Raw genomic sequence first — 21,152 nt, forward strand, 5'->3', positions numbered from 1 at the left:
TACCGACAGACTGAAATGCAGCAATTTAATCGTAGCGGTTGACCATTACACCGTTCACACTTGGCGGGTACAGATTATATTAAAATACTTTATAATTGACTACAACTTATTATCTTAGCACTCGTATAGGTCTGTTGTTGAAGGCCGGTACGGTTAACGCATCATCGCTATTTAAATGAAATTTTTTTACGCACTCTCTCTATTTGCCTGCTTATGCTTTTTCGGCTATGCACAGGAAATTCCAAGAAGTACACAATATATTTTTAATAATATCTTACTTAATCCGGCTTTGGCGGGCATTGATAATTACACGGATTTAAAAATCGGTTTAAGGAAGCAGTGGAGTGGTTTAGAAGGTTCGCCAAGCACGCAATATCTTTCTTTAAGTACCGCAATTGGCGAAGACTTTGTACGCAGCAACGTAAACTCGTTTGCGGGCAATGGCGAAAACCCATTGAGCAGGAGTTTTGTAAATAACTACACAGCAGCCGAGCCCCATCATGGTATTGGCCTGGTTGCCATGACTGATAAAGCGGGCTTAGTGAGGCAAACCAATGTAAACGTAACTTATGCCTATCACCTGGGTATTACCAACGAGGTAAATTTATCGCTTGGTTTATCTGGCGGGTTTAAATCCATCAGCGTGGATGTTAGGGGAATTATTGCTGATGAATCTGGCGATCCTTTGTTTTCTGCAGATTACAACAATAAAATCAGACCTGATATTGGAGCTGGTATCTGGCTGTACAGTCCGAGGTTTTTTGCAGGTGTTTCGGCCAAGCAGCTCATCGGAAATAAAAGCAGTATCGAAAATAACCAGGTTAAAACGAGTCCTTACCAAGCAGCCACCTTTTACGGTACGGCAGGTTATAAAATCTTTTTGGATGAAGATATTGCCATGATCCCTTCGGCCCTGATCAGTTATTGGGCAAACTCGCCCGCTACGTTTGATGCCAATCTCAAGTTTGCTTACCAGGATAAATTTTGGGTTGGAACCAGTTTTAGAAATAACGATTCTTTTTCTCTTTTGGCTGGGCTTAACATTGCTTCGCTGGTTAACCTAAGTTATTCTTACGATGTAAATACTTCGGGCTTGCGCTCGGTAAATAACGGTACGCACGAAATTGTACTGGGTATTTTGTTAAATAACCGTTACCAGGTAGCATGCCCAAGCAGGCAGTTTTAACGTAAAAGTGTTATACTACCCCCTAATGGTTTACATTCGGCCCTTAAATCGATAACATAATAATATACACCTGCGGGCAACTCCTTATCTCTAAAACGCCCATCAAAGGGTTTGGTATAATTGCCTATCGATTCGTAAACCAATTGGCCTCCGCGGGTATACACCTTAATGTTAGTGCCTTTAAAATCGGGTAGGCCACGTACCTGCCAAACATCGTTCATGCCATCGCCATTAGGCGTCATGGTGTTGGTTATTTCCAAGTTATCGTGCGTTACCTCTACGTGCACCTTGGTAAACTCGCTGGTACAAGAACCCAGTTTTCTCCTTACAAAATAATCAGCTGTTTTGGCTACCTTAAAATTGAAAATTCCTTTGGTGCTTTCTAAAAACGGCTTGGTATCATCAATTTTTTCAAACAGCTGATAAGTTCCTTCTTCAGGGGCGATTACAGGCAAAGTAATATCCGATACGTAACAAACCCGAAGGTCGTTTATAATTGGGGCCAGGATTTTAAAAGGTTCGTCTACAATGGTAAAAGGTTCACTAATGGCGTAACCGCAAGCTGTTTTATCCTTAACTTCCAGGCGGTACGTTCCAGCGCCGATTTTAGTTAAATCTTGTGTAAACTGAACAGCTTCACCAGCTTCATTAATCCATTTAAAATCGTAACCCGGTACGCCGCCAATTACCTGAACGCCAGTAACGGAGCCTCTTTGTAAGGTACAGCCATCTTTAACTGATGTTCCGGTTTTAGGCACAATGGTAAGCAGGGGTGTTACCTCTATTGTATACGGGCCGATAACAAAGGGAGCACAATTATTAATATCGTAGGCATACATGGTGTATGTTCCGCCTGGTAAATTTTTGAGGGAAATGGAATTCGCTGTTTTTGTACTTGGAATAATGTTCCCCGATTCGTCTTTCCATTCGTATCTAAATGGAAGCGCGGAGCTAAAGGCCAGGTCGATGGTTCCATTAATCAGGCCGCAGGTGGTTGCCGATTCGCGGTGCGAAAAGTTATACACCGGCGGTGCAATAGCCGTTACAACGAAATCCCGTGACACCCGCGGACAGCTAGATCTGCTATTGCTGGCCCATAGCCTATAAGAGCCGGGCTTTAGGTTTTGAATCAACAAAGATGTTCCGGCAGAGTAGGTGCCTTTCTTAATCGTAACTCCATCCGGACCTATCCACTCGTAACCATCTGCATCTGTTAGGTTAATTCCATCCAGTGCGCCGTTATCGCTGTTACAGGTTACATTTCTTTTGATTGAGGCATCGCTGATCTGGATGGTGTTATCGGTTATGATAAAAAAGGACGCTGTAGTAGCTGGACATTCGCCCTCATCGGATACCACAATGGTATAATTGCCACCTTCTACATTTTCTAAATCGAGTGTTTGGGCAATAACATCGCCCAGGGCGTTGGTAATCGGATCGGGTTTGTACCATTTATAGGTTAAGGTGCCGGTAAAATCGGTAATTTTTAAGCCTTTAATTGCCCCGTTTTGACTGCCACAGGTAGCGTGTTTTGGTGCTAAGGTGCTTGTGATGATAATTTTAGGTTTTCTTTTTACGGTAATCGGATCAGAATCCAATGTACAGCTGGCTTCGTCTGATACCTTTACCTTATAAGTACCTTCGGGTAAAAGAGCTGGATTGCTCCGGCTAACCACAGCATTTGTTGCCGTATTGATCCACTCGTATTTCAATACGCCTTTTCCCCTTAAAACCTCAGCAGTAAAGGTAAAAGAAGTTTGCCCGCATATAGGAAATACCGGTTGAATGGTAGGTGTTGTTAACTTTTGATCTTTGATGATAAAAACAGTTGGAAATGCCTTGCAGCCGTCATCAACCGTTACCTGATAAGTGCCCACTTCTAAATTGGAGATACTTTGTGTATTGCCTCTGGGTACCTGAGAACCGTCGGTTTCTATTTTTACCCAGCTAAAGGTAAATCCTTCGCGTACTTCGGGGATAGTGATCGATCCATTGGCGTTGCAGGTTACAGGCTCAACAATGGCCTCGTTTGGCAACAATTCTGCAGTAGAAAAAGGAGAGGTGGTAGCATTCAATAAACTGGCAGTGGCCGTAACCATGCCGGTTAAGTTACCGTTGTATTCCCAACGGCCATCGCTACCGGCCTGTACAGTGGCAATGTAGCTTTTACCTTCGCAAATGCCCTGGCAGTTTACGGTGTAAAATAATTCTACTTCCGAATTTGGCGTAGCCCTGCCCGAAACATAGTCGTTTCGTTTTTTGAGTATTTGAATATAAGGCTGAAGAATAGACAGCGTTTTTCCGATGCCGAATGTTTTATTGCAAAAGAAGCTGTTTCTCGTAATTTTTACCGGTTTTGATGATACGGTTTCTACCCCGAAATTGTTGTTGGCAATTAAGTTAGCTTCGGCAGGGGTTGCACCGCCTATGGTTCCACCTGCACCCGATTCTACTTTTACACCTATTCCGTTGCCCATTACCATCGTTCCGGCAGCATCGGTGCCGATGGCATTGCCTGTTAAGATAAAATCCGAATTGGTAATTGAAACGCCTGTGGTTCTGTTTCCACCGATAACATTGTTGCGGACATAAAGCGCGGTGTTGATTGCATTCACCTTTAAGCCGGCAATTTCTAAGGAGGATGAAGAAAGAAATATAGGTAACTGACTGAAATCTTTCTTGCCTGTATAATCGACACCGATTTTATTGTTGATGATATTGATATCGAAGCGGGCATTGGTAGAATAAGATGAGCGCACAATATCAACATTAACACGGTTTGCCGCAATTACGTTTCCCTCGCCTGCGTTGTCGCCCCCTATATCCAATGCAGTATCGTATAAATTGGCAGAAATACCAAAAACGTTTGTATTTGGGGTTATCCCATCATAAATTACCCCAATTAAATTCGATTGGATTTTAATCTTAGTGGCGGCTATATTGCTGTAGATATAGTTATTATAAACCACAACCCCGTAAATATTGCCGCCAATTACGTTTCCTTTTCCCGGTGCCCCAATGGTAATGTTGTTTGCACGGTAATCGAGCACAATACCCGATCCCTGACCCATATTTACATTTTGCAGGTTGCTAATGTTGGCAAAGTTGCGGATATATAAACCATATATTTCAACCCCAGTGGTTTGGACCTGTTGCGTGCCGGATGATTGTCCGATAACCAAACCCGAGAAAGTGGTATTCGTATATTCGGGTTCCAAAATTACTTTTGCCCCCGAAACCCCAAGTGCAGGCCAAGCTGTTTGCGAAGTACCATCTATTACCACATTGGATGATACAACAGGAAGCGCCGTACGCAGTCTGATGGTGCGGTTGGCATTATCGCTGGGGTTGCCCGGTAAATTGAAATTGATGGTAAAAGTGGTAATCCTGTTGGCTACAGCGGCCTGTGTTAAAGCTTCTCTAAGCGTACCAGGGCCACTATCGGCATTACTGGTTACCACAAATGTTTGAGCGTAAATATTATTGAAGAAAAATAGGCCAACAAAAAGTGCCAATAGTTTTGAGAGACGCATAAGTTTGTTTGATACTGCCAAAATACAAATAAACTGTTTAGTGGCTAGTGTTTTAGTTAACAAACCTACATTATTTTTCTGAAAATAATTGTGCTGGGATATCGCCAATCTGGGCTGCCGTGGCAGGTTGTGTATTTTTTGCACACATGTGGCAGTAGCGCAAACAGTATTGTTGTTTGGAGAACTTTGATTTGGTGCCACCCACGGTGGGAAGGTTTCAAAGTTGCTTTGATTTGATGCCCCCTATGGGAGGAAGGTTTCTAAGTTACTTTGATTTGATGCCCCCCATGGGAGGAAGGTTTCTAAGTTACTTTGATTTGGTGCCACCCACGGTGGGAAGCTTTCAAAGTAAATCTGAATTATTTACAGGAAGAAGCTGCGCATTTAGATTTCCCGCAGTTTAGAAAGGATAAAAAACGCAGATCCACGCTGCCCAATCAAATGGTTATTCTCTTCAAAATTTAGGGTTTTATTATTGGTCGTAGTCTAAGTTCCATCTTCCAACTTCCATTTTCCATCCTTAAAATTCCGTGTTAATCCGTGTTTCCGTGGCAAGATATTTTGGTACACACGGCAAACTAAGAGTTTTGGCATACGCGGCACGCGTGCGCCAGAACAAAAAAGGCATCCTGAAAACCAGAATGCCTTAAATATGCCTGTCAGATGTAACCTATTTCCATCCACCGCCTAAAGCGCGGTATAGGTTTACAACAGATTGCAGTTTCTGTAATTTATCGTTAATGCCACTTAATTGGGCACTTAGTAAACTTTGTTCTGATGTTAACACATCTGTGTAATTGGTTGCTGAACTGTAACGCAATAATTCTTTCGTAAAATCTACTGCTTTGGTAAGCGAAGCAATCTGTTTAGCACGGGTAGCTTCTTTCTCAGCTGCGGTTTGGTAAGCAAATAAAGCATTTGAGACCTCTTGGCCACCAGTTAAAAGCGTTTGTTGGAAAGCATAAAATGCAATCTGCTGGTTGGCCTGCGCTGTTTTTAAGCGGGCCTTATTTGCACCTTTGGCAAAGATAGGCTGCGTTAATCCACCTACCAGGTTGTAGAAGATAGATTTGCTAAAGAAATCCTGAAGTTGAAGGCTAGATAAACCGCCGGCAGCTGTAATGGTTAAAGCGGGATAAAAATAAGCCTTGGCCACATTGGTATTTTCAAAAGCCGACCTGAAACCGAACTCGGCTGCAATAACATCCGGACGGTTACGCAGCAACTGGGCCGAAACACCGGTCTGTAAATTGGCATAAGGGGTTTGCTGTTCTAAAGTGCCGCGATTAATTGCATTTGGGGCTTTGGCCAGTAAAACACTAAGCGCGTTTTCGGCTTCCTTTATGCTTCTTTTTAAATCAGGAAGTGTTACTTGTGCAGCATATAAGTTGGCCTCGCTCTGTACCACAGCTGCACCATTTACCACCGCACCCTCTTTAAGGGCTTTTATGGTTTCTACATCTTTAGTTCTGATCTGGATGGTCTGCTCGGTAATGGCCAATTGCTTATCAAGTGCCAGTAAGGTGTAATAATTATTGGCAATGGTAGCAATTAACTGGGTTTGAACAGCCCTTTTAGCGGCATCGCTCTGCAGTAAAGTAGCGTAAGCCGCACGTTTTGCACTGCTTAATTTCCCCCAGATATCGGCTTCCCAAGCAGTACTCAGCTGTGCTTTATAAGTTTGGGTTTCGAGGTTAATGTTAATCCCTGCCGGAAAGTTCTGCGCCGCTGCAGAAGCTTTGTTATCCGTAACGTTTACATCGGCCTGTAAGCTTGGCAACAGTGCGCCACGGCTTTGAATTAGTGTAGCTTCAGCAATTTTGATGCGCTCAATGGCTTGTTTCAGGTCTAAATTTTCATTTATGCCCTGTTGGATCAGCGATTGTAAAGTGGTATCAGAAAACAGGGTCTTCCACTGCAGGTCTGCAATGGAAGTGGTATCTGTGGTATTGTTATCCCGGTATAAACCTTCGCTTTTAAGCTGTGGGCGCTCGTATTTTTGAGTTACACAGGCACTGAGCGTTAGCGTGGCTAAACCGATTAAAATGGAATGCTTATATCTAAATTTCATGTTTTTAAAAATTAATGTGGGCGGCTAACGGCCATCTCATATTCTTCTTCAGTCTGTTCGCGATCAATTCCTTCTTCGAAAGGAGATTTGTTGCTTATTTTTTCTTGCAATGTTTGGAAAACAATAAACAATGCAGGGATTACAAACACACCGAATATGGTACCAATTAACATCCCACCTACAGCACCGGTACCAATTGAAGTATTACCGGCCGCACCTACACCCGATGATAACATTAATGGCAATAAGCCGAGTATAAAGGCAAAAGAGGTCATTAAAATCGGGCGTAAACGGGCGGTTGCACCATCAATGGCCGAATTAACAATACTCATGCCTTTCCGCCTCCTGTCTACCGCGTACTCCACAATCAGAATGGCATTTTTCGCCAGTAAACCCACGAGCATAATCAGCGTAATCTGCGTATAAATATTGTTGTCTATACCGAAAATCTTATCAAAAATGAATACACCGGCTAAACCTATCGGCAGTGAAAATAAAACCGCCAATGGCAATATGTAACTTTCATACTGTGCCGAAAGCAGGAAGTATACAAAGATTACGCAAAGCAGGAAGATAAAAATAGTTTGACTGCCACTGCTCACTTCCTCACGCGATAGCCCCGAGAATTCGTAGCCATAACCTGCCGGAAGATGGATAGCGGCTTCTTCCTGAATGGCTTTAATGGCATCACCCGAACTAAAGCCTGCATTGGGGTTACCCGTTACAGCGATAGAAGTATACAGGTTGAAACGGGAAATAGCCTGCGGACCATAAACCTTTTCTAACGTGATAAACTCAGAAATAGGGGCCATGGTTCCGCTTGAGTTACGCACATAAATACTGGTTAAACTTTGCTGATTGGCGCGGTACTTGGCATCAGCCTGGAACATTACGCGGTACTGCTTACCAAATTTATTAAAGTTTGAAGCATAAACACCACCATAATAACCCTGTAAAACACCCAATACATCACTCACGGTTAAGCCTGCCTGTTTAACTTTTGCCACATTTACATCTATCTGGTATTGTGGGAAATTAGGGTTGAACGAAGTTGAAGCATATTGAATTTCAGGACGTTTACTTAACGCTGCTAAAAATCCATTACCAATTTCGTTGAACTTTTTAATGTCGCCACCGGTTTTATCCTGTAATTGGAACTCGAAACCACCACCGGTACCAAAACCCTGAATGGTAGGAGGGGCAAAGAAGATCACTTTTGCACCTTTAATGCCTGATGCTTTTGCAAAAAGTTCGCCGATAATGGCTTTAACATCTCTTTTACGCTGATCCCAAGGTTTTAACCTGGCGATAACCATACCGTACGAACTGCCCGAACCGCTGATTAAGCTTCGGCCAACCACCCTGAAAGTTGCTTCTACCTCAGGTACTTTACTTACGATATCATTTATCTTCACAATAATTTTATCGGTTTCCTCTTGCGAAGTAGAAGGGGGTAAAGAGATATCCGAGAATACCGTTCCTAAATCTTCGTTCGGTACGAAACCTTTAGGCGTAGTGTTCATGATCCAAACCAATACCACTGCAAATACCGCAATACCTAAACCGGCCAGCCATCTTTTTCTGCCCAAAAAGCCTACAGAACGTTTGTATTTCTGGGTTACGGCATCAAAAGAAGTATTAAAGGCAGTATAAAAACGCTGCAAAAAGTTTTTGCTTTTTTCGTGGTCGGCTGGGTGCGGTTTTAAAAACATGGCACACAATGCCGGACTTAAGGTTAAGGCATTAATGGCCGATAGTATAATGGATATCGCGAGTGTTAAACCAAACTGCTTATAGAATACACCAGAAGAACCCTGGATAAAACTTACCGGGATAAATACGGCTGCCATTACAAGTGTGATCGAAATAATCGCACCGCTGATATCGTCCATGGCATCTTTAGTTGCTTTTTTTGGATCGGTATAACCCGCATCGAGCTTGGCGTGTACCGCCTCTACCACTACAATGGCATCATCTACCACAATACCAATGGCGAGCACAAGTGCAAACAAGGTTAACAAGTTAATGGTAAAGCCAAATAAACTTAGAAAGAAGAATGTACCAATAATAGCCACCGGAACACTGATTGCCGGAATCAAGGTTGAACGGAAATCCTGTAGGAAAATAAACACAACCAAGAACACCAATATAAAGGCTTCGATCAAGGTGTGGATTACCTTTTCGATAGAGGCATCAAGGAAATTATTTACGTTTACAACGGTTTCGTAATGCACACCCTTAGGGAAAGAAAGTGCGGCCTTATCTAAAGTTTTAATCGAATTTTCAATTACCTCTTTAGCGTTCGAACCTGCGGTTTGGCTAATGGCAATACCTAAAGCCGGTTTACCGTTAAATTTCACATAACTGGCATAACTCTGTGCACCAAGTTCTATCCTGGCCACATCTTTTAGGCGCAGAATCTCTCCGTTTGCATTAGCTTTGATAATGATGTTGCTAAACTCTGTTTCGGTTTTTAAACGTCCGCTATATTTTAAGGTATATTGGAAAGCCTGGTTTCCCTGCTCGCCAAACTGGCCGGGGGCAGCTTCAATATTCTGCTCGGCAAGGGCAACGTTTACATCATTTGGAACCAAACCGTAAACCGCCATTACTTCTGGCTTAAGCCATATCCGCATGGTATAATCTAATGTACCAAATGCACTGGCATCGCCCACACCACTAATCCTTTTAATTTCAGGAATGATGTTAATGTTGGCATAATTCTGTAAAAACTTCTGATCGTAAGAAGGGTCATCACTGTAAATGGCAAAGATAAGCAGGTTACTCGCCTGTCTTTTTGCTGTAATTACACCGGATCTGGTTACCTCTGCAGGTAATAAGCTAGTGGCGCGTGCAACCCTGTTTTGAACGTTTACCGCAGCTAAATCGGCATTTGTACCCAATTTAAAATTTACGGTAATGGAGGCTGTTCCATCGTTACTTGCGGTAGAAGTCATGTAGGTCATGTCTTCCACACCGTTTATCTGTTCTTCCAGCGGAACAACAACGCTACTCATTACCACATCGGCATTGGCTCCTTGGTAAGAGGCCGATACCTGAACGGTTGGCGGCGCAATTTCGGGATATTGGGAGATGGGTAACGTTACGAGGCCAAGTACGCCTAATATTACAATTATAATGGATATAACTGTTGATAAAACGGGCCTGTCTATAAATTTCTTAAACATAAATAATATTGATTACAGTGGGATGGCACTGATTATATTGTTATTTTTTTATCTCAGCATATACTGAATCGGCATTCTTTTCTTCAGGTTTGATTTTGGTACCGTCTTTTAGAGATTGGAAACCTTCTAAAATAACTTTATCGCCTGCTTTAAGTCCTTTGGTAACTACATAAAAGTTATCCTTTGGTAATTCCATAATCTCAATCTGGGTATTGATCACCTTGGCCGAATCGCCCAAAATGTACACGAATTTCTTGCCCTGTAAATCGATTGTTGATTTTTGAGGGATTAAGATTGCATTTTCAACATGTTGGGGAATCCTTACCGATGCACTTGCTCCGTTTTTTAACAGGAAAATTGGATTGGGAAAAGTAGCCCTTAAGCTTGCCGAACCTGTACTGGTGTTGATCTGACCGTTAATCGACTCTATTTTACCATTTTGTGCATAAGTGCTTCCATCGGCCAAAACCAGGCTAACCGCAGGTATATTTTTCATCTGCTGTGCAAGCGTGTTGCCTTTATAGGTTTTAGAAAAATCTAAAAGCTGTTTCTCATTCAAAGAGAAATAGGCATAAACCTTCGAAGTATTGGAAACTGTTGTTAATGGCTGTTCACTCGAGCTGCTTACCAAACTTCCATTTCTGAAAGGAATGCTGCCCACCACACCATCAACGGGGCTTTTAACCGAAGTATAACCTAAGTTTACCAGTGCATTGGCCAGTTCTGCTTTGGCCTGGGCCAGTGAGGCCTTTCTGCTCTGAAGGGTAAGCTGCGCCGCATCCAGATCGTACTTGCTGATAATATCTTTTTCTACCAGTGGTTTCGTTTTGTTAACGGTTAACTGTGCTGCATTTACATCAGCCTCTGCACTGCTAATGGCAGCCCTTGCGGTTCTTACCTGCTGTTCGTATTGAGGGGCGTTAATGGTGAAAAGTAACTGGCCTTTTTTTACCACTGCACCTTCATCAACAAATATTTTTTCGATAAAGCCATCAACTTTAGGGCGGATATCGATATTTTGGATACCTTCAATAGTGGCTGGATAATCAGAATCTAAAGTGGTGTTTTGTGTGCTAACTGTAAAAACTGGGTAGGCTTGTGGGCCAGCAGCTGCTGCAGCTGCGGCTTTTTTAGCGGCATCGTCATTTCCGCAGGATGCTAAAAGCATACCAATGCTCATGCTAAAAAAGAGAGTTGTTACTTTTCTCATGGACTATTCTGTGTGTTTAAATTTAAATTTCCGGGGTTAAGGGCGCTGTTAAATAAAGGAATTTATACCTGCCGATAATTGCCCAAAAATAGAGCCTAAAAAAAAATAAATCTGTCCGAATTCTGTCATTTAATCAATCGATTGATTTATTTTGGGATCGAAAACCTATTTAAATATAGTTAAATTCTTGTTTATTAGTACGTTGTTTGGCTAGTATTGTTCGGAAAAAGGCTTGTAAATATCTTGCGACAGATGTTAAAAGCTGTTAAAATCGATGATTCCGTGTTGGATTTACCGCACTATATTGTTGGTTATTTTAAGCAGATGTGTGTACAAAAGGTAGGCACTTTACAGTAGCGGCAAGGGCTGGCACCCGGATTTTTTCTTAGCTTTAGGTATATGAAATATCTTTTGCTGTTCATGGTTATGATATTAGGCTCGGGCTGCTTAATGCTTGGCGCCCCACATTATTATAATTACCAATCAAGCCACGCAGATGCCGATTCGATTGTGGTAATTTCTTATCCCTCGCGGCTCGATTACCAATACCGCTTTATAAAGAATAAATGGGACAGCGTTTTGGTTTTAGATCCAATACACCTGGTTTATCAAAAGATGACGTTGAAGGAGAATGCCAGCTTCTATCCGAAAGCTTATTACTCTTTTTATAAAAGTGAGCGGTGGAATTTAAAAAAAATGGGAAAAGTAAAATCAGTTGTTGTGAAAAGGTACCATCAAAACCTGGCTGATGTTGATACCCTTTATTATAAGGTAGTAAAATGAGTTTGATTAATCTACTTCTCCCTCAAAAACCAGTTTGGCTGGTCCGCACAAAAACACATTGGTAAAGGCAGTGCCATCATAATCAAATTCAATTTTAATATCGCCGCCCAAAACTTTGATAGCTGTTTCAATATGGCCTGTTTGATTTTTATGTTTGGCCATGGCCATCGCTACCGCTGTTACACCCGTACCACAGGCATAAGTTTCATCTTCAACCCCTCTCTCGTAGGTACGCACAAATAAATGATCACCTTTATCTTCTACAAAATTTACATTTATACCTTTGGCTTTATAAGTATGGTTATAGCGGATGCTTTTTCCGGCATGGAAAACATCAAGGTCTTTCAGGTTATCCTGAAGGGCAACATAATGCGGCGAACCTGTATTTAAAACATAAGCTTCGCCATCTTTGCTTATGGTATCTACATCAATCATCTGTAAATCAACCCACTCGCCATTTTCTGAAATTCTGGCATAATGAGGTCCATCTACTGCCAAAAAGTTTGTTTCTTTATCTATAATACCAAGCTGTTTGGCAAAAGCAACTATACAACGGCCGCCATTGCCACACATACTGCCCAAATTGCCATCAGCATTAAAATAGTGCATTTCGAAATCGTAGTTTTCGTGCTTGGTAAGGAACATTAATCCATCGGCCCCTATGCCAAATCTTCTGTGGCATAATTGTTCAACCAATTGATTGTCAATGTCTTTTAAAGGACTTTGGGTGTGGTCTATTAAAATAAAATCGTTGCCTGCGCCTTGATATTTAAAGAAATTAATTTTCATTTAATCTTCATTTTTTAATGCAATATTTGAGTTGCAAAAAGTAATAAGCGCCTGGTGTTTTTTTGATTTAACATTTTTTAACACAAAACCGGGTGCTTGAATGATGCAAATATCGTTTATATGGTATTAAATTTGAATAAACTTACGAAAGAAAATTTGAGCAGATAAAAACTGCCGGAGCATTCTGCTTAAATCAAAGTGAAAAATGCTCTCGCAAACTATAATTTTAACCGAAATATGATGAGCTAAAACAATTAGCTAGCAAATAAGCTTATCTTAGATCGGGGCTTTAAAAAACAATATACAGACACATGAAAAAAATCTTAGGAATTACCGTGTTGGCTGCTTTTATAGGTGGGGCGGCAGCAATAGGAGGTTACAAGCTATTTGAGCGTAACCAAACAGGCAGTACAATTTCTGAAAAACAGAATTTATATTTCGCAAATAATCCACTCAAGGTATCATCTGCAGGAACTACCGATTTTACGCAGGCTGCAGCCGCTGTAGCGCCGGGTGTGGTTCACATTAAAACTACCTATGCTGCGCAGAGCGGAGGCGGTAGAAGTTCATCGCCATTCGATATGATGGAAGATTTCTTTGGTGGTGGTGGCCGTCAGGCACAACGTCAGCCAAGGGCAGCGTCGGGTTCTGGGGTAATCATCAGTCAGGATGGTTATATTGTTACCAATAACCACGTGGTAGAAAATGCGGAAAAGGTTGAGGTGGTGTTAACCGACAGACGTAAAGTTGAAGCAAAGGTAATTGGCCGTGATCCAAATACCGATTTAGCGCTAATTAAAGTAAACGCTACAGGTTTACCAGTGGTAAAAATGGGTAACTCAGACAATGTTCAGGTTGGCGAGTGGGTTTTGGCAGTTGGTTTCCCGTTAGATTTAAACACAACAGTAACCGCCGGTATTGTAAGTGCTAAAAACCGCAGTATCGGTATTATTGGCCGTGAGCAGCAGGGCAACGAAATTACTGAAGAAGAATACCGCGAATATCAACGTACAGGTAAAAGACCAGACCGTCCGGCAAATACCAGCATCGAATCTTTTATCCAGACAGATGCGGCCATTAACCCTGGTAACAGCGGTGGTGCATTGGTAAATGCAAATGGCGAACTTGTTGGTATCAACTCAGCAATTGCTTCACAAAGTGGATATAACCAAGGTTATGGTTTTGCAATTCCGGTTAACCTTGCCCGTAAAATTGTGGATGATTTTATGAAATATGGTTCGGTTAAACGTGGATATATCGGTGTTAACTTTGTTCCACTAAGTGGCGAAGAGAAACCAGAAGGTATCAAAACCAACGAAATCAGTGGTTTATATGTGAATGATGTAGTTGCGGGTGGCGGTGCTGCAGCAGCTGGTATTAAATCTGGTGATGTAATCAAAAAAGTTGATGGTGTAGTAATTAACGATTCACCCGATCTACAGGAAAGAGTTGGCCGCTTAAACCCAGGCGATAAAGTTAAATTAACGGTATTTCGCGACGGGGCTTTAAAAGATTATACTGTAACGCTTAAAGGCGAAGCCAGTGTAGGTTTAACTGCAAATAATACAGCAAGCAAAGGTGCTGAAGTGGCCAAATTGGGTGCAACATTTGCACCGGCAAGTCAGGCACAGAAAGCTAAATATGGCATTAATGGCGGCGTGGTTGTAACATCCGTTACTACCGGAAAAGCTTTTGATAACATTGGTGTAGAAAAAGGCTTAATTATCACTAAAGTAAATGGACAACCGGTAAATTCTGTTGCCGATGTTCAAAAAGCATTGCCTTTAGGAAGAAATAACATGGTAAGCATCTCTGGTGTTGGCGAGCAAGGATCTTATAATTATAGTTTCCCTGCACAATAATTAATTTAAGTAAAAAATAGTTTAGGAAAGCGTCCCGGTTTTTAAATCGGGACGCTTTTTTTTAATCCTGTTGAATAGGTTCGTGATTGGCGTGGCAGGCATCTGCACATTCCTCGCACGCTACAGCACATTGTCTGCAGTGCTCATGGTCATGTTTACCGCATTCTGCTGCACAAAGCCTGCAGATTTCTTCGCATAACAATAAATACTGGTGCGCTATAATTGATTCTCTTTGAAGCAGGCGGGCTGCTTGGGTACAGATATCGGCACAATCCCTGTCGAGTTTAATGCAATCAATCATCATGTTAATATCTTCCTCCTTTAAACACGAGGATGCGCAATGCTCGCAGGCCAAAGCACAATCTAATAATGCCTGAATTAAGGCGTGGTTATTTCGGGTTTCCATAGGGTAAAATAATTTGGTTATAAATGTTCTGTATATTAATAACCTACGGGAAATTAAACTGTTTTTAAAAAATGAAATGAGGGATTGTTTGCCACGGAATACATGGTCTGTGTCCCTAATCCATGGTCTGTGTCCTCACAGACCATTAAATTATCTTTGCCACGGAATACACGGATGGACACAGACCACTTTTCCTTAATATTTTCAACCTAGTACAACCCCAGAACCCATGGTCTGTGTCCTCACAGACCATTAAATTATCCTTGCCACGGAATACACGGATGGACACAGACCACTTTTCCTTAATATTTTCAACCTAGTACAACCCCAGAACCCATGGTCTGTGTCCTCACAGACCATTAAATTATCTTTGCCACGGAATACACGGATGGACACAGACCACTTTTCCTTAATATTTTCAACCTAGTACAACCCCAGAACCCATGGTCTGTGTCCTCACAGACCATTAAATTATCTTTGCCATGGAATACACGGATGAACACAGATCACCTTTTCCTTCATATTGTCAACCGAGTACAATCCCAGAACCCATGGTCTGTGTCCTCACAGACCATTAAGCTATCTTTTAGCTATTCTTTCCCCAATTTGTCACCTAGTCAGATTGCTCTTTGACGCTGTCCAGCGGTATTGTTTACATGAATAACCAACAAAGTCGAATTGTTAAAATACCTTAAATCTCTATTCGTCCGTGCTGTTTTTTATACGCAAAGCAATATTCATCCGTTTTTCATAATCAAGATTTAGCTTCGCTGTTTACCGATTGATAATCAGTGTTTACCGATACACTTTAAATTAATTTTTTTTATTGTTCCATATTTGAATAAGCAACAAAAACCGAATATTATGGCTTTAGCTCACATCAACCTCAGTGTAAAACAGTATTTTAATTTCATGTGCAGAACCGATTTTGAACGACGGATATTTCATGACAGCTACAGGGAGTTTCAAAAAAAATCAAAAATATATAGTTTAGATCAGCAGTTTCATACCTTTTCGCAAATGCAACAGGCCAATGAAAAAGCTGGGTCCTTACACCAAAAGCTTCAGTACGCGGTAATGAACAGCATTGAAAGCTTATCGCACCAAATGCCTGTTTTAGCTGATCTGGATGGCAAAGCCCTTGCATTCGATTGGGCAGAACTCCGCATCCATTCTTCCGATCTTTTAAACAAAGCAGCACACGTGGTTTCGCTTACCTATACCAGCCCAAAATTGGTACTGCACGAAATTATTGGCGATCTGCTGATTTTAAGTTACGAAGGGCGTCTCAGTAATGGCGAAACCCTCATGGTTAAAATTACCGATAGCTTGGAGGTAAATTATGAACAGCACGGTAGTTTGGTTTACAGCTAAACTTTATCCTGCATTTCTTTCTCCGTAGCCCGAAAAAAATATCATAATTTGTAATATGCAACAATTTAAAGCGCCAACTTTTATTATCCACATAGCAGGTTGGCTTTTATTTCTAACCTTTCCGCTATTGTTCATCAATAACGAACAGTCGGGGCAAAGTAGTTTTTTGTTGCTGGCATCGCCCTATTATTGGCTGTTCTGCCTTACCTATATGTTGATGTTTTATTTCAATGCTCTGGTTCTGGTACCCAAACTGATGTTCAAAAAACGGTATCTGCTGTATGTGGCCGTTGTTTTGGGGCTGTTCAGCTTTGTTTATTATGCTCAACCTTATGATAATTTATTGGGGCACAATAAAAGCGTGCTGGCCGACTTAAAAGCACCGGCAGATTCGCAGCCCAAAGGGTTAAACCAATCGCTGCAGCCAGGTAGAGACAGTGCAATGGGACCAAAAGTTGAAATGCCATTTGGCCCGCTGCCCAACGAAGATTTACGGATGCAGGACCCAAATTTAAAGAAACCCAATGGCCTTTTAGATCTGCACCAGCCGATGAACATTGATGTAATCAGTCTGTTTATTTTCTTTATGATTATGGGGCTGAGCATTGCCACCAGTACCGTTCAGCGCTGGCAAACGGCCGAATCGAAGGTGGTAAAGGCCGAAGCCGAAAAAGCTACTGCCGAACTTTCGTTCCTTAAGGCGCAGATTAACCCTCATTTTTTATTCAATACCCTTAATAACATTTATACCCAATCGGTAATTAACAGCGAGCATACCTCAGAGAGTATCATGAAATTATCCAACATTATGCGTTACGTAACCGACGATGTAACGCAGGATTTTGTGATGCTGAAAGATGAGATAGATTGCGTACGCGATTATATCGAACTGCAGCGGTTAAGGCTGGGGGCCGATGCTGAAATCAACTTTAACGTGCAGGGCAAACCCGAGGGAAGAAAAATTGCACCCTTAATTTTTATGACATTTATCGAAAATGCGTTTAAATATGGGGTAACGAAGAAAGAAAAAACCGTAATTAATATTAATTTGAGCATCAATGCCGAAAAAATCGATTTTTCTTGTCAGAATAAAATTTATGCACATAAATCTAATTTAGAACGCTCGGGGATAGGAATTGCCAATACCCGCCAAAGGTTAACGCACCTCTATCCGCATCAGCATAATTTAACAATGAAAAATACCGGCGAAATGTTTACTGTTAATCTTTGTGTAAATTGCTAAGTATGGCCTTAAAATGTGTAGCTATTGATGATGAGCCATTAGCGCTTGAACTGATTAAAACCTATGTATCGAGGTTTCCGGGCCTGCAGTTGGTACAGGTTTTTGAAGATGCCTTGTCGGGAGCAGAATACCTAAAGCAAAACCCGGTCGATTTACTCTTTGTCGATGTAAATATGCCCGATATAACCGGCGTAGAGCTGGTGCGCAGCCTGGTAAACAGTCCGATGATTATTTTTACCACGGCCTACAGAAATTATGCCTTCGAAAGCTATGAGCTTCAGGCCATAGATTATCTGTTAAAACCGATTGATTTTACCCGGTTTACCGCTGCTGTGGAAAAAGCCATTGATTTTCATAAATATAAAAACGCCACCCAGGAAAGCATCAGCGACGAAAGCATATACGTGTATTCGGAATATAAAATGATCAAGATTGTACTCCGCGATATAGAATATATAGAAAGCATGGGCGATTACCTTAAAATTTATTTGAGCGGTAACGATAAACCCATACTTACGCTGATGACCATGAAAAAGGTGATGGAAAAATTGCCCGAAGATGAGTTTGCCCGCGTACACAGGAGTTTTATTGTTGCATTGGCCAAAATTAAATCGATACACAATAGAAAAGTAAACCTTATAAATGTAGAGCTGCCAATTGGCGATGCATACAGCGGTTTTATTAATCAGCAAAAAGGGATATGAAATTAAAGGCGAACATAGCAACAAGCGAAAATGGATTTATTTTTAATCCGGCCACAGGCGATTCTTTTACCAGTAATGCCATTGCTGCCGAGATTTTAAGTGATATGAAGTCGGGAATAAGTGAAGCTGAGATCAAAGCAAAAATCCTCAATCATTACGAAGTTGAACAAAGCCAGTTGGAAAGGGATTGGGACGATTATATGTTGCAGCTAAAAGAAGCTAATCTTTTAGATTTGTAGCCAAAACCAAAAACTAATCATGTACGTTTCTCCAGATCTAAATAAAAGCAAAACCCTAACCATTGCAGTTACAGGTTTAAATGCCAACGATAACCCTGGCCCTGGCCTAGCTGTTATCCGTGCATTAAGAACAGGTTTTGGAGAAAACATCAGGATTATCGGTTTGGCTTACGAAACCCTAGAACCAGCCATTTATTTAGCCGATCAGGTAGATAAAACATACCGTATTCCGTATCCAACAGCCGGAACAGAAGCTTTAAAAGCGCGGCTGGAACAAATACAGCAAGTAGAGCAAATAAATGTGCTCATCCCTAATTTTGATGCCGAACTGTACAATTTTATCAAGCTGGAAAAAGATCTGCTGGCAGTGGGTATCCATACCTTTTTGCCTTCACACCAGCAGCTCGAACAAAGGGATAAAGTAAATCTTAGTGCATTTGGTAAAAAACATCATTTTAAGGTGCCGGCTGATGAGACCGTTTTTGCAGCATCAGAAATTGATGGTACTGCCGGTAAATTTGGATTCCCTTTGATGGTAAAAGGCAAGTTTTACGAGGCACACCATGTGCTTAACATAACTGAGGCCTATAAGGCTTTTTACAAACTTCAGGCCAAATGGGGCTTACCGGTTATTGTGCAGCAATTTATCAAAGGAACAGAAATTAACATAGCCGGGCTTGGCGATGGTAAAGGGAATGCCATAAGTATAATTCCAATGCGCAAACTGTACATTACCGAAAAAGGCAAGGCCTGGGCGGGCATTACCATTGCTGATGAACGCCTGATTGCGCTGGCTAAAGCATTTACTAAAGCAACCGCATGGAAGGGTGGTTTTGAACTGGAAATAATGAGCAATGATAAAGGAGAACTGTATATTATGGAAGTCAATCCGCGGTTTCCGGCCTGGGTGTACCTAACGGTTGCAGCAGGGCAGAACCAACCAATGGCACTGGTTAATTTAGCATTGGGCAAAGCTGTGACAGAACTAACCGGATATAAGGCAGGCAAAATGTTTATCCGCTATGCCTGGGATAATATTGTTGATGTAGAAGAATTTCAAAAGCTATCGGCATTTGGAGAACTGTAGGAAGGTTTAAGGTGGAAGATTTAGGGTATATGGTTTAAAGTGTCATCTCTATTAAAACCACATCTTGATATTCACCGCTTGATACTTACAACACTTTTAAGCCCATAACAATTAACGCTAGAAACATGAAACAAAAATACGAACGACCAACCATTAAGAAGATGAATACCGGGCTGATGAATAAGTTTGGTACGCGTACGGAGTTTGATCCCGTTGAAACGATTGATGGCATTTCCATAAAAAGTTTGGCCGAACAATATGGTTCGCCGGTTTTTGTGTTATCCGAAAAGCAGATCAGGCGTAACTATCAATCGGCTGTCCGTGCTTTCAAAACCCGTTATCCAAAAGTTCAGTTTGCCTGGAGCTATAAAACCAATTATTTAAATGCGGTTTGCAGGGTTTTCCATCAAGAGGGAAGCTGGGCAGAAGTGGTTTCGGGATTTGAATACCATAAAGCCATCGGTAATGGGATAGCCGGCCACCAGATTATTTTTAACGGCCCCGATAAAAAAGAAGAAGATTTAATCATTGCGATAGAAAACCATTCGCTGATCCATATCGATCATTTTGATGAGCTTTACCAGCTTATCCGCATTAGCGAAAGGCTTAACAAAACAGCTAAGGTAGCCATAAGGGTTAATTTTGATACCGGGGTTTATCCCATCTGGGACCGCTTTGGCTTTAATTACGAAAATGGCCAGGCCTGGACAGCGATTACCAAAATTGTTAATGCCACAAAGCTAGAACTGGTTGGCCTGCACTGCCATATCGGTACCTTTATGTTGGCCACCACGGCCTATGGTATTGCTGCTACCAAACTTTGCCATTTAGCCATGCGCTGTAAAAAAGAGCTTCAAAATCCTGTGCAATACTTAGATCTTGGCGGCGGCTTTCCTTCAACCAATACTTTAAAAGGGGCTTATTTACCCGGTGTTGACACTGTGCCTTCGGTAGATGATTTTGCCGAAGCCATTACCAGTACTATTTTGGAATTTGGGTTTTCGGCCGATGAGCTGCCGTTATTGATTTTGGAGAGTGGACGTGTGCTGATTGATGATGCCGGATATTTAATTGGAAGTGTGGTGGCCAATAAGCGCTTAAGCGATGGCCGACGGGCAACTATACTCGATTTTGGCATTAATATCCTATTTACGAGTAATTGGTACGATCATAAAATCAGCGTAGCAAAAGAAGCTGGGCAATATACCGAAGAAACCGTACTGTTCGGTCCGCTTTGTATGAATATTGATGTGATCAGGGAGAGCATTGTACTTCCGCTATTAGAGCGTGGCGACCATGTTGTGGTGCATAAAGTTGGCGCCTATAACATGACGCAGTGGATGCAGTTTATCAACATGAGGCCTGCGGTGGTACTTATCGATATGCAGGGCCAAAGCCACATGGTCAGAAAACCTGAAAATCTGGCCTATTTAGAAATGATGGAAGAATTACCTGATTATTTAAAGTAAATAAAGAT

Annotated in this window: 15 protein-coding genes; 9 read left to right on the plus strand and 6 right to left on the minus strand. The window is 41.7% G+C overall.

Annotation, left to right across the window (positions count from 1 at the left end):
- Positions 1-175 precede the first annotated feature (175 nt).
- Complete coding sequence (locus tag ACS5PU_RS10635) at positions 176-1,186, plus strand: PorP/SprF family type IX secretion system membrane protein (RefSeq protein ID WP_439459264.1); 1,011 nt, start codon at positions 176-178, stop codon at positions 1,184-1,186.
- Here the strand turns inward: ACS5PU_RS10635 and ACS5PU_RS10640 are convergent.
- From ACS5PU_RS10640 to ACS5PU_RS10655, 4 genes are all read right to left on the minus strand, one after another.
- On the minus strand, positions 1,183-4,719 hold the full coding sequence (locus ACS5PU_RS10640; protein WP_439459265.1) for a gliding motility-associated C-terminal domain-containing protein: 3,537 nt from the start codon (positions 4,717-4,719) through the stop codon (positions 1,183-1,185). The two genes, ACS5PU_RS10635 and ACS5PU_RS10640, sit on opposite strands and share 4 nt — an antisense overlap.
- Positions 4,720-5,389: 670 nt before the next feature.
- Positions 5,390-6,790: an efflux transporter outer membrane subunit gene (locus ACS5PU_RS10645; RefSeq protein WP_439459266.1), complete on the minus strand. Its 1,401-nt coding sequence runs from the start codon at positions 6,788-6,790 to the stop codon at positions 5,390-5,392.
- Positions 6,791-6,801: 11 nt separating this feature from the next.
- Positions 6,802-9,978 carry an efflux RND transporter permease subunit gene (locus tag ACS5PU_RS10650; protein ID WP_439459267.1) on the minus strand — a complete coding sequence of 1,059 codons (3,177 nt, stop codon included), beginning with the start codon at positions 9,976-9,978 and terminating at the stop codon, positions 6,802-6,804.
- Between the two features lie 40 nt (positions 9,979-10,018).
- A complete protein-coding gene (locus ACS5PU_RS10655) occupies positions 10,019-11,188 on the minus strand; it encodes an efflux RND transporter periplasmic adaptor subunit (protein WP_439459268.1) in 1,170 nt (389 codons plus the stop codon).
- Between the two features lie 399 nt (positions 11,189-11,587).
- Between ACS5PU_RS10655 and ACS5PU_RS10660 the strand changes: the two genes are divergently transcribed.
- Positions 11,588-11,971, plus strand: coding sequence for a hypothetical protein (locus ACS5PU_RS10660; RefSeq protein WP_439459269.1), 384 nt, complete (start codon positions 11,588-11,590; stop codon positions 11,969-11,971).
- A 6-nt stretch (positions 11,972-11,977) separates the two neighbouring features.
- Here the strand turns inward: ACS5PU_RS10660 and dapF are convergent, their stop codons facing one another.
- Positions 11,978-12,760 (minus strand): diaminopimelate epimerase, encoded by a 783-nt coding sequence (gene dapF, locus ACS5PU_RS10665; protein ID WP_439459270.1) that lies wholly within the window; start codon positions 12,758-12,760, stop codon positions 11,978-11,980.
- A 311-nt stretch (positions 12,761-13,071) separates the two neighbouring features.
- On the opposite strand from dapF, the gene ACS5PU_RS10670 reads away from it, so the two are divergent.
- Positions 13,072-14,622, plus strand: a complete 1,551-nt coding sequence (locus tag ACS5PU_RS10670) for a trypsin-like peptidase domain-containing protein (RefSeq protein ID WP_439459271.1) — start codon at positions 13,072-13,074, stop codon at positions 14,620-14,622.
- A gap of 61 nt (positions 14,623-14,683) precedes the next feature.
- Here ACS5PU_RS10670 and ACS5PU_RS10675 read toward each other — a convergent pair whose 3' ends face one another.
- Entirely contained in the window at positions 14,684-15,028 is a 345-nt protein-coding gene (locus ACS5PU_RS10675) for a four-helix bundle copper-binding protein (RefSeq protein ID WP_439459272.1), read from the minus strand.
- An 864-nt stretch (positions 15,029-15,892) separates the two neighbouring features.
- Between ACS5PU_RS10675 and ACS5PU_RS10680 the strand changes: the two genes are divergently transcribed.
- The 6 genes from ACS5PU_RS10680 to ACS5PU_RS10705 all read left to right on the plus strand — a co-directional run bounded on the left by ACS5PU_RS10680 (position 15,893) and on the right by ACS5PU_RS10705 (position 21,144).
- The gene (locus ACS5PU_RS10680) at positions 15,893-16,402 is read left to right on the plus strand and encodes a hypothetical protein (RefSeq protein ID WP_439459273.1); all 510 of its coding nucleotides are present in this window, start codon (positions 15,893-15,895) and stop codon (positions 16,400-16,402) included.
- A gap of 55 nt (positions 16,403-16,457) precedes the next feature.
- Entirely contained in the window at positions 16,458-17,645 is a 1,188-nt protein-coding gene (locus ACS5PU_RS10685) for a sensor histidine kinase (RefSeq protein WP_439459274.1), read from the plus strand.
- 2 nt (positions 17,646-17,647) lie between these two features.
- Entirely contained in the window at positions 17,648-18,349 is a 702-nt protein-coding gene (locus tag ACS5PU_RS10690; protein ID WP_439459275.1) for a LytR/AlgR family response regulator transcription factor, read from the plus strand.
- The gene (locus ACS5PU_RS10695; protein ID WP_439459276.1) at positions 18,346-18,588 is read left to right on the plus strand and encodes a PqqD family protein; all 243 of its coding nucleotides are present in this window, start codon (positions 18,346-18,348) and stop codon (positions 18,586-18,588) included. Before ACS5PU_RS10690 ends, ACS5PU_RS10695 begins: the two co-directional genes overlap by 4 nt.
- Before the next feature lie 19 nt (positions 18,589-18,607).
- Entirely contained in the window at positions 18,608-19,675 is a 1,068-nt protein-coding gene (locus ACS5PU_RS10700) for an ATP-grasp domain-containing protein (protein WP_439459277.1), read from the plus strand.
- A 125-nt stretch (positions 19,676-19,800) separates the two neighbouring features.
- The gene (locus tag ACS5PU_RS10705) at positions 19,801-21,144 is read left to right on the plus strand and encodes a hypothetical protein (protein WP_439459278.1); all 1,344 of its coding nucleotides are present in this window, start codon (positions 19,801-19,803) and stop codon (positions 21,142-21,144) included.
- Positions 21,145-21,152 lie beyond the last annotated feature (8 nt).

This window comes from Pedobacter sp. GSP4 (assembly GCF_051857575.1).
Classification (GTDB): Bacteria; Bacteroidota; Bacteroidia; order Sphingobacteriales; family Sphingobacteriaceae; genus Pedobacter.

Coding starts and splice junctions, on each gene's coding strand:
- ACS5PU_RS10635 (WP_439459264.1), top strand. CDS start 176: ATGAAATTTTTTTACGCACTCTCTCTATTTGCCTGCTTATGCTTTTTC.
- ACS5PU_RS10640 (WP_439459265.1), bottom strand. CDS start 4,719: ATGCGTCTCTCAAAACTATTGGCACTTTTTGTTGGCCTATTTTTCTTC.
- ACS5PU_RS10645 (WP_439459266.1), bottom strand. CDS start 6,790: ATGAAATTTAGATATAAGCATTCCATTTTAATCGGTTTAGCCACGCTA.
- ACS5PU_RS10650 (WP_439459267.1), bottom strand. CDS start 9,978: ATGTTTAAGAAATTTATAGACAGGCCCGTTTTATCAACAGTTATATCC.
- ACS5PU_RS10655 (WP_439459268.1), bottom strand. CDS start 11,188: ATGAGAAAAGTAACAACTCTCTTTTTTAGCATGAGCATTGGTATGCTT.
- ACS5PU_RS10660 (WP_439459269.1), top strand. CDS start 11,588: ATGAAATATCTTTTGCTGTTCATGGTTATGATATTAGGCTCGGGCTGC.
- dapF (WP_439459270.1), bottom strand. CDS start 12,760: ATGAAAATTAATTTCTTTAAATATCAAGGCGCAGGCAACGATTTTATT.
- ACS5PU_RS10670 (WP_439459271.1), top strand. CDS start 13,072: ATGAAAAAAATCTTAGGAATTACCGTGTTGGCTGCTTTTATAGGTGGG.
- ACS5PU_RS10675 (WP_439459272.1), bottom strand. CDS start 15,028: ATGGAAACCCGAAATAACCACGCCTTAATTCAGGCATTATTAGATTGT.
- ACS5PU_RS10680 (WP_439459273.1), top strand. CDS start 15,893: ATGGCTTTAGCTCACATCAACCTCAGTGTAAAACAGTATTTTAATTTC.
- ACS5PU_RS10685 (WP_439459274.1), top strand. CDS start 16,458: ATGCAACAATTTAAAGCGCCAACTTTTATTATCCACATAGCAGGTTGG.
- ACS5PU_RS10690 (WP_439459275.1), top strand. CDS start 17,648: ATGGCCTTAAAATGTGTAGCTATTGATGATGAGCCATTAGCGCTTGAA.
- ACS5PU_RS10695 (WP_439459276.1), top strand. CDS start 18,346: ATGAAATTAAAGGCGAACATAGCAACAAGCGAAAATGGATTTATTTTT.
- ACS5PU_RS10700 (WP_439459277.1), top strand. CDS start 18,608: ATGTACGTTTCTCCAGATCTAAATAAAAGCAAAACCCTAACCATTGCA.
- ACS5PU_RS10705 (WP_439459278.1), top strand. CDS start 19,801: ATGAAACAAAAATACGAACGACCAACCATTAAGAAGATGAATACCGGG.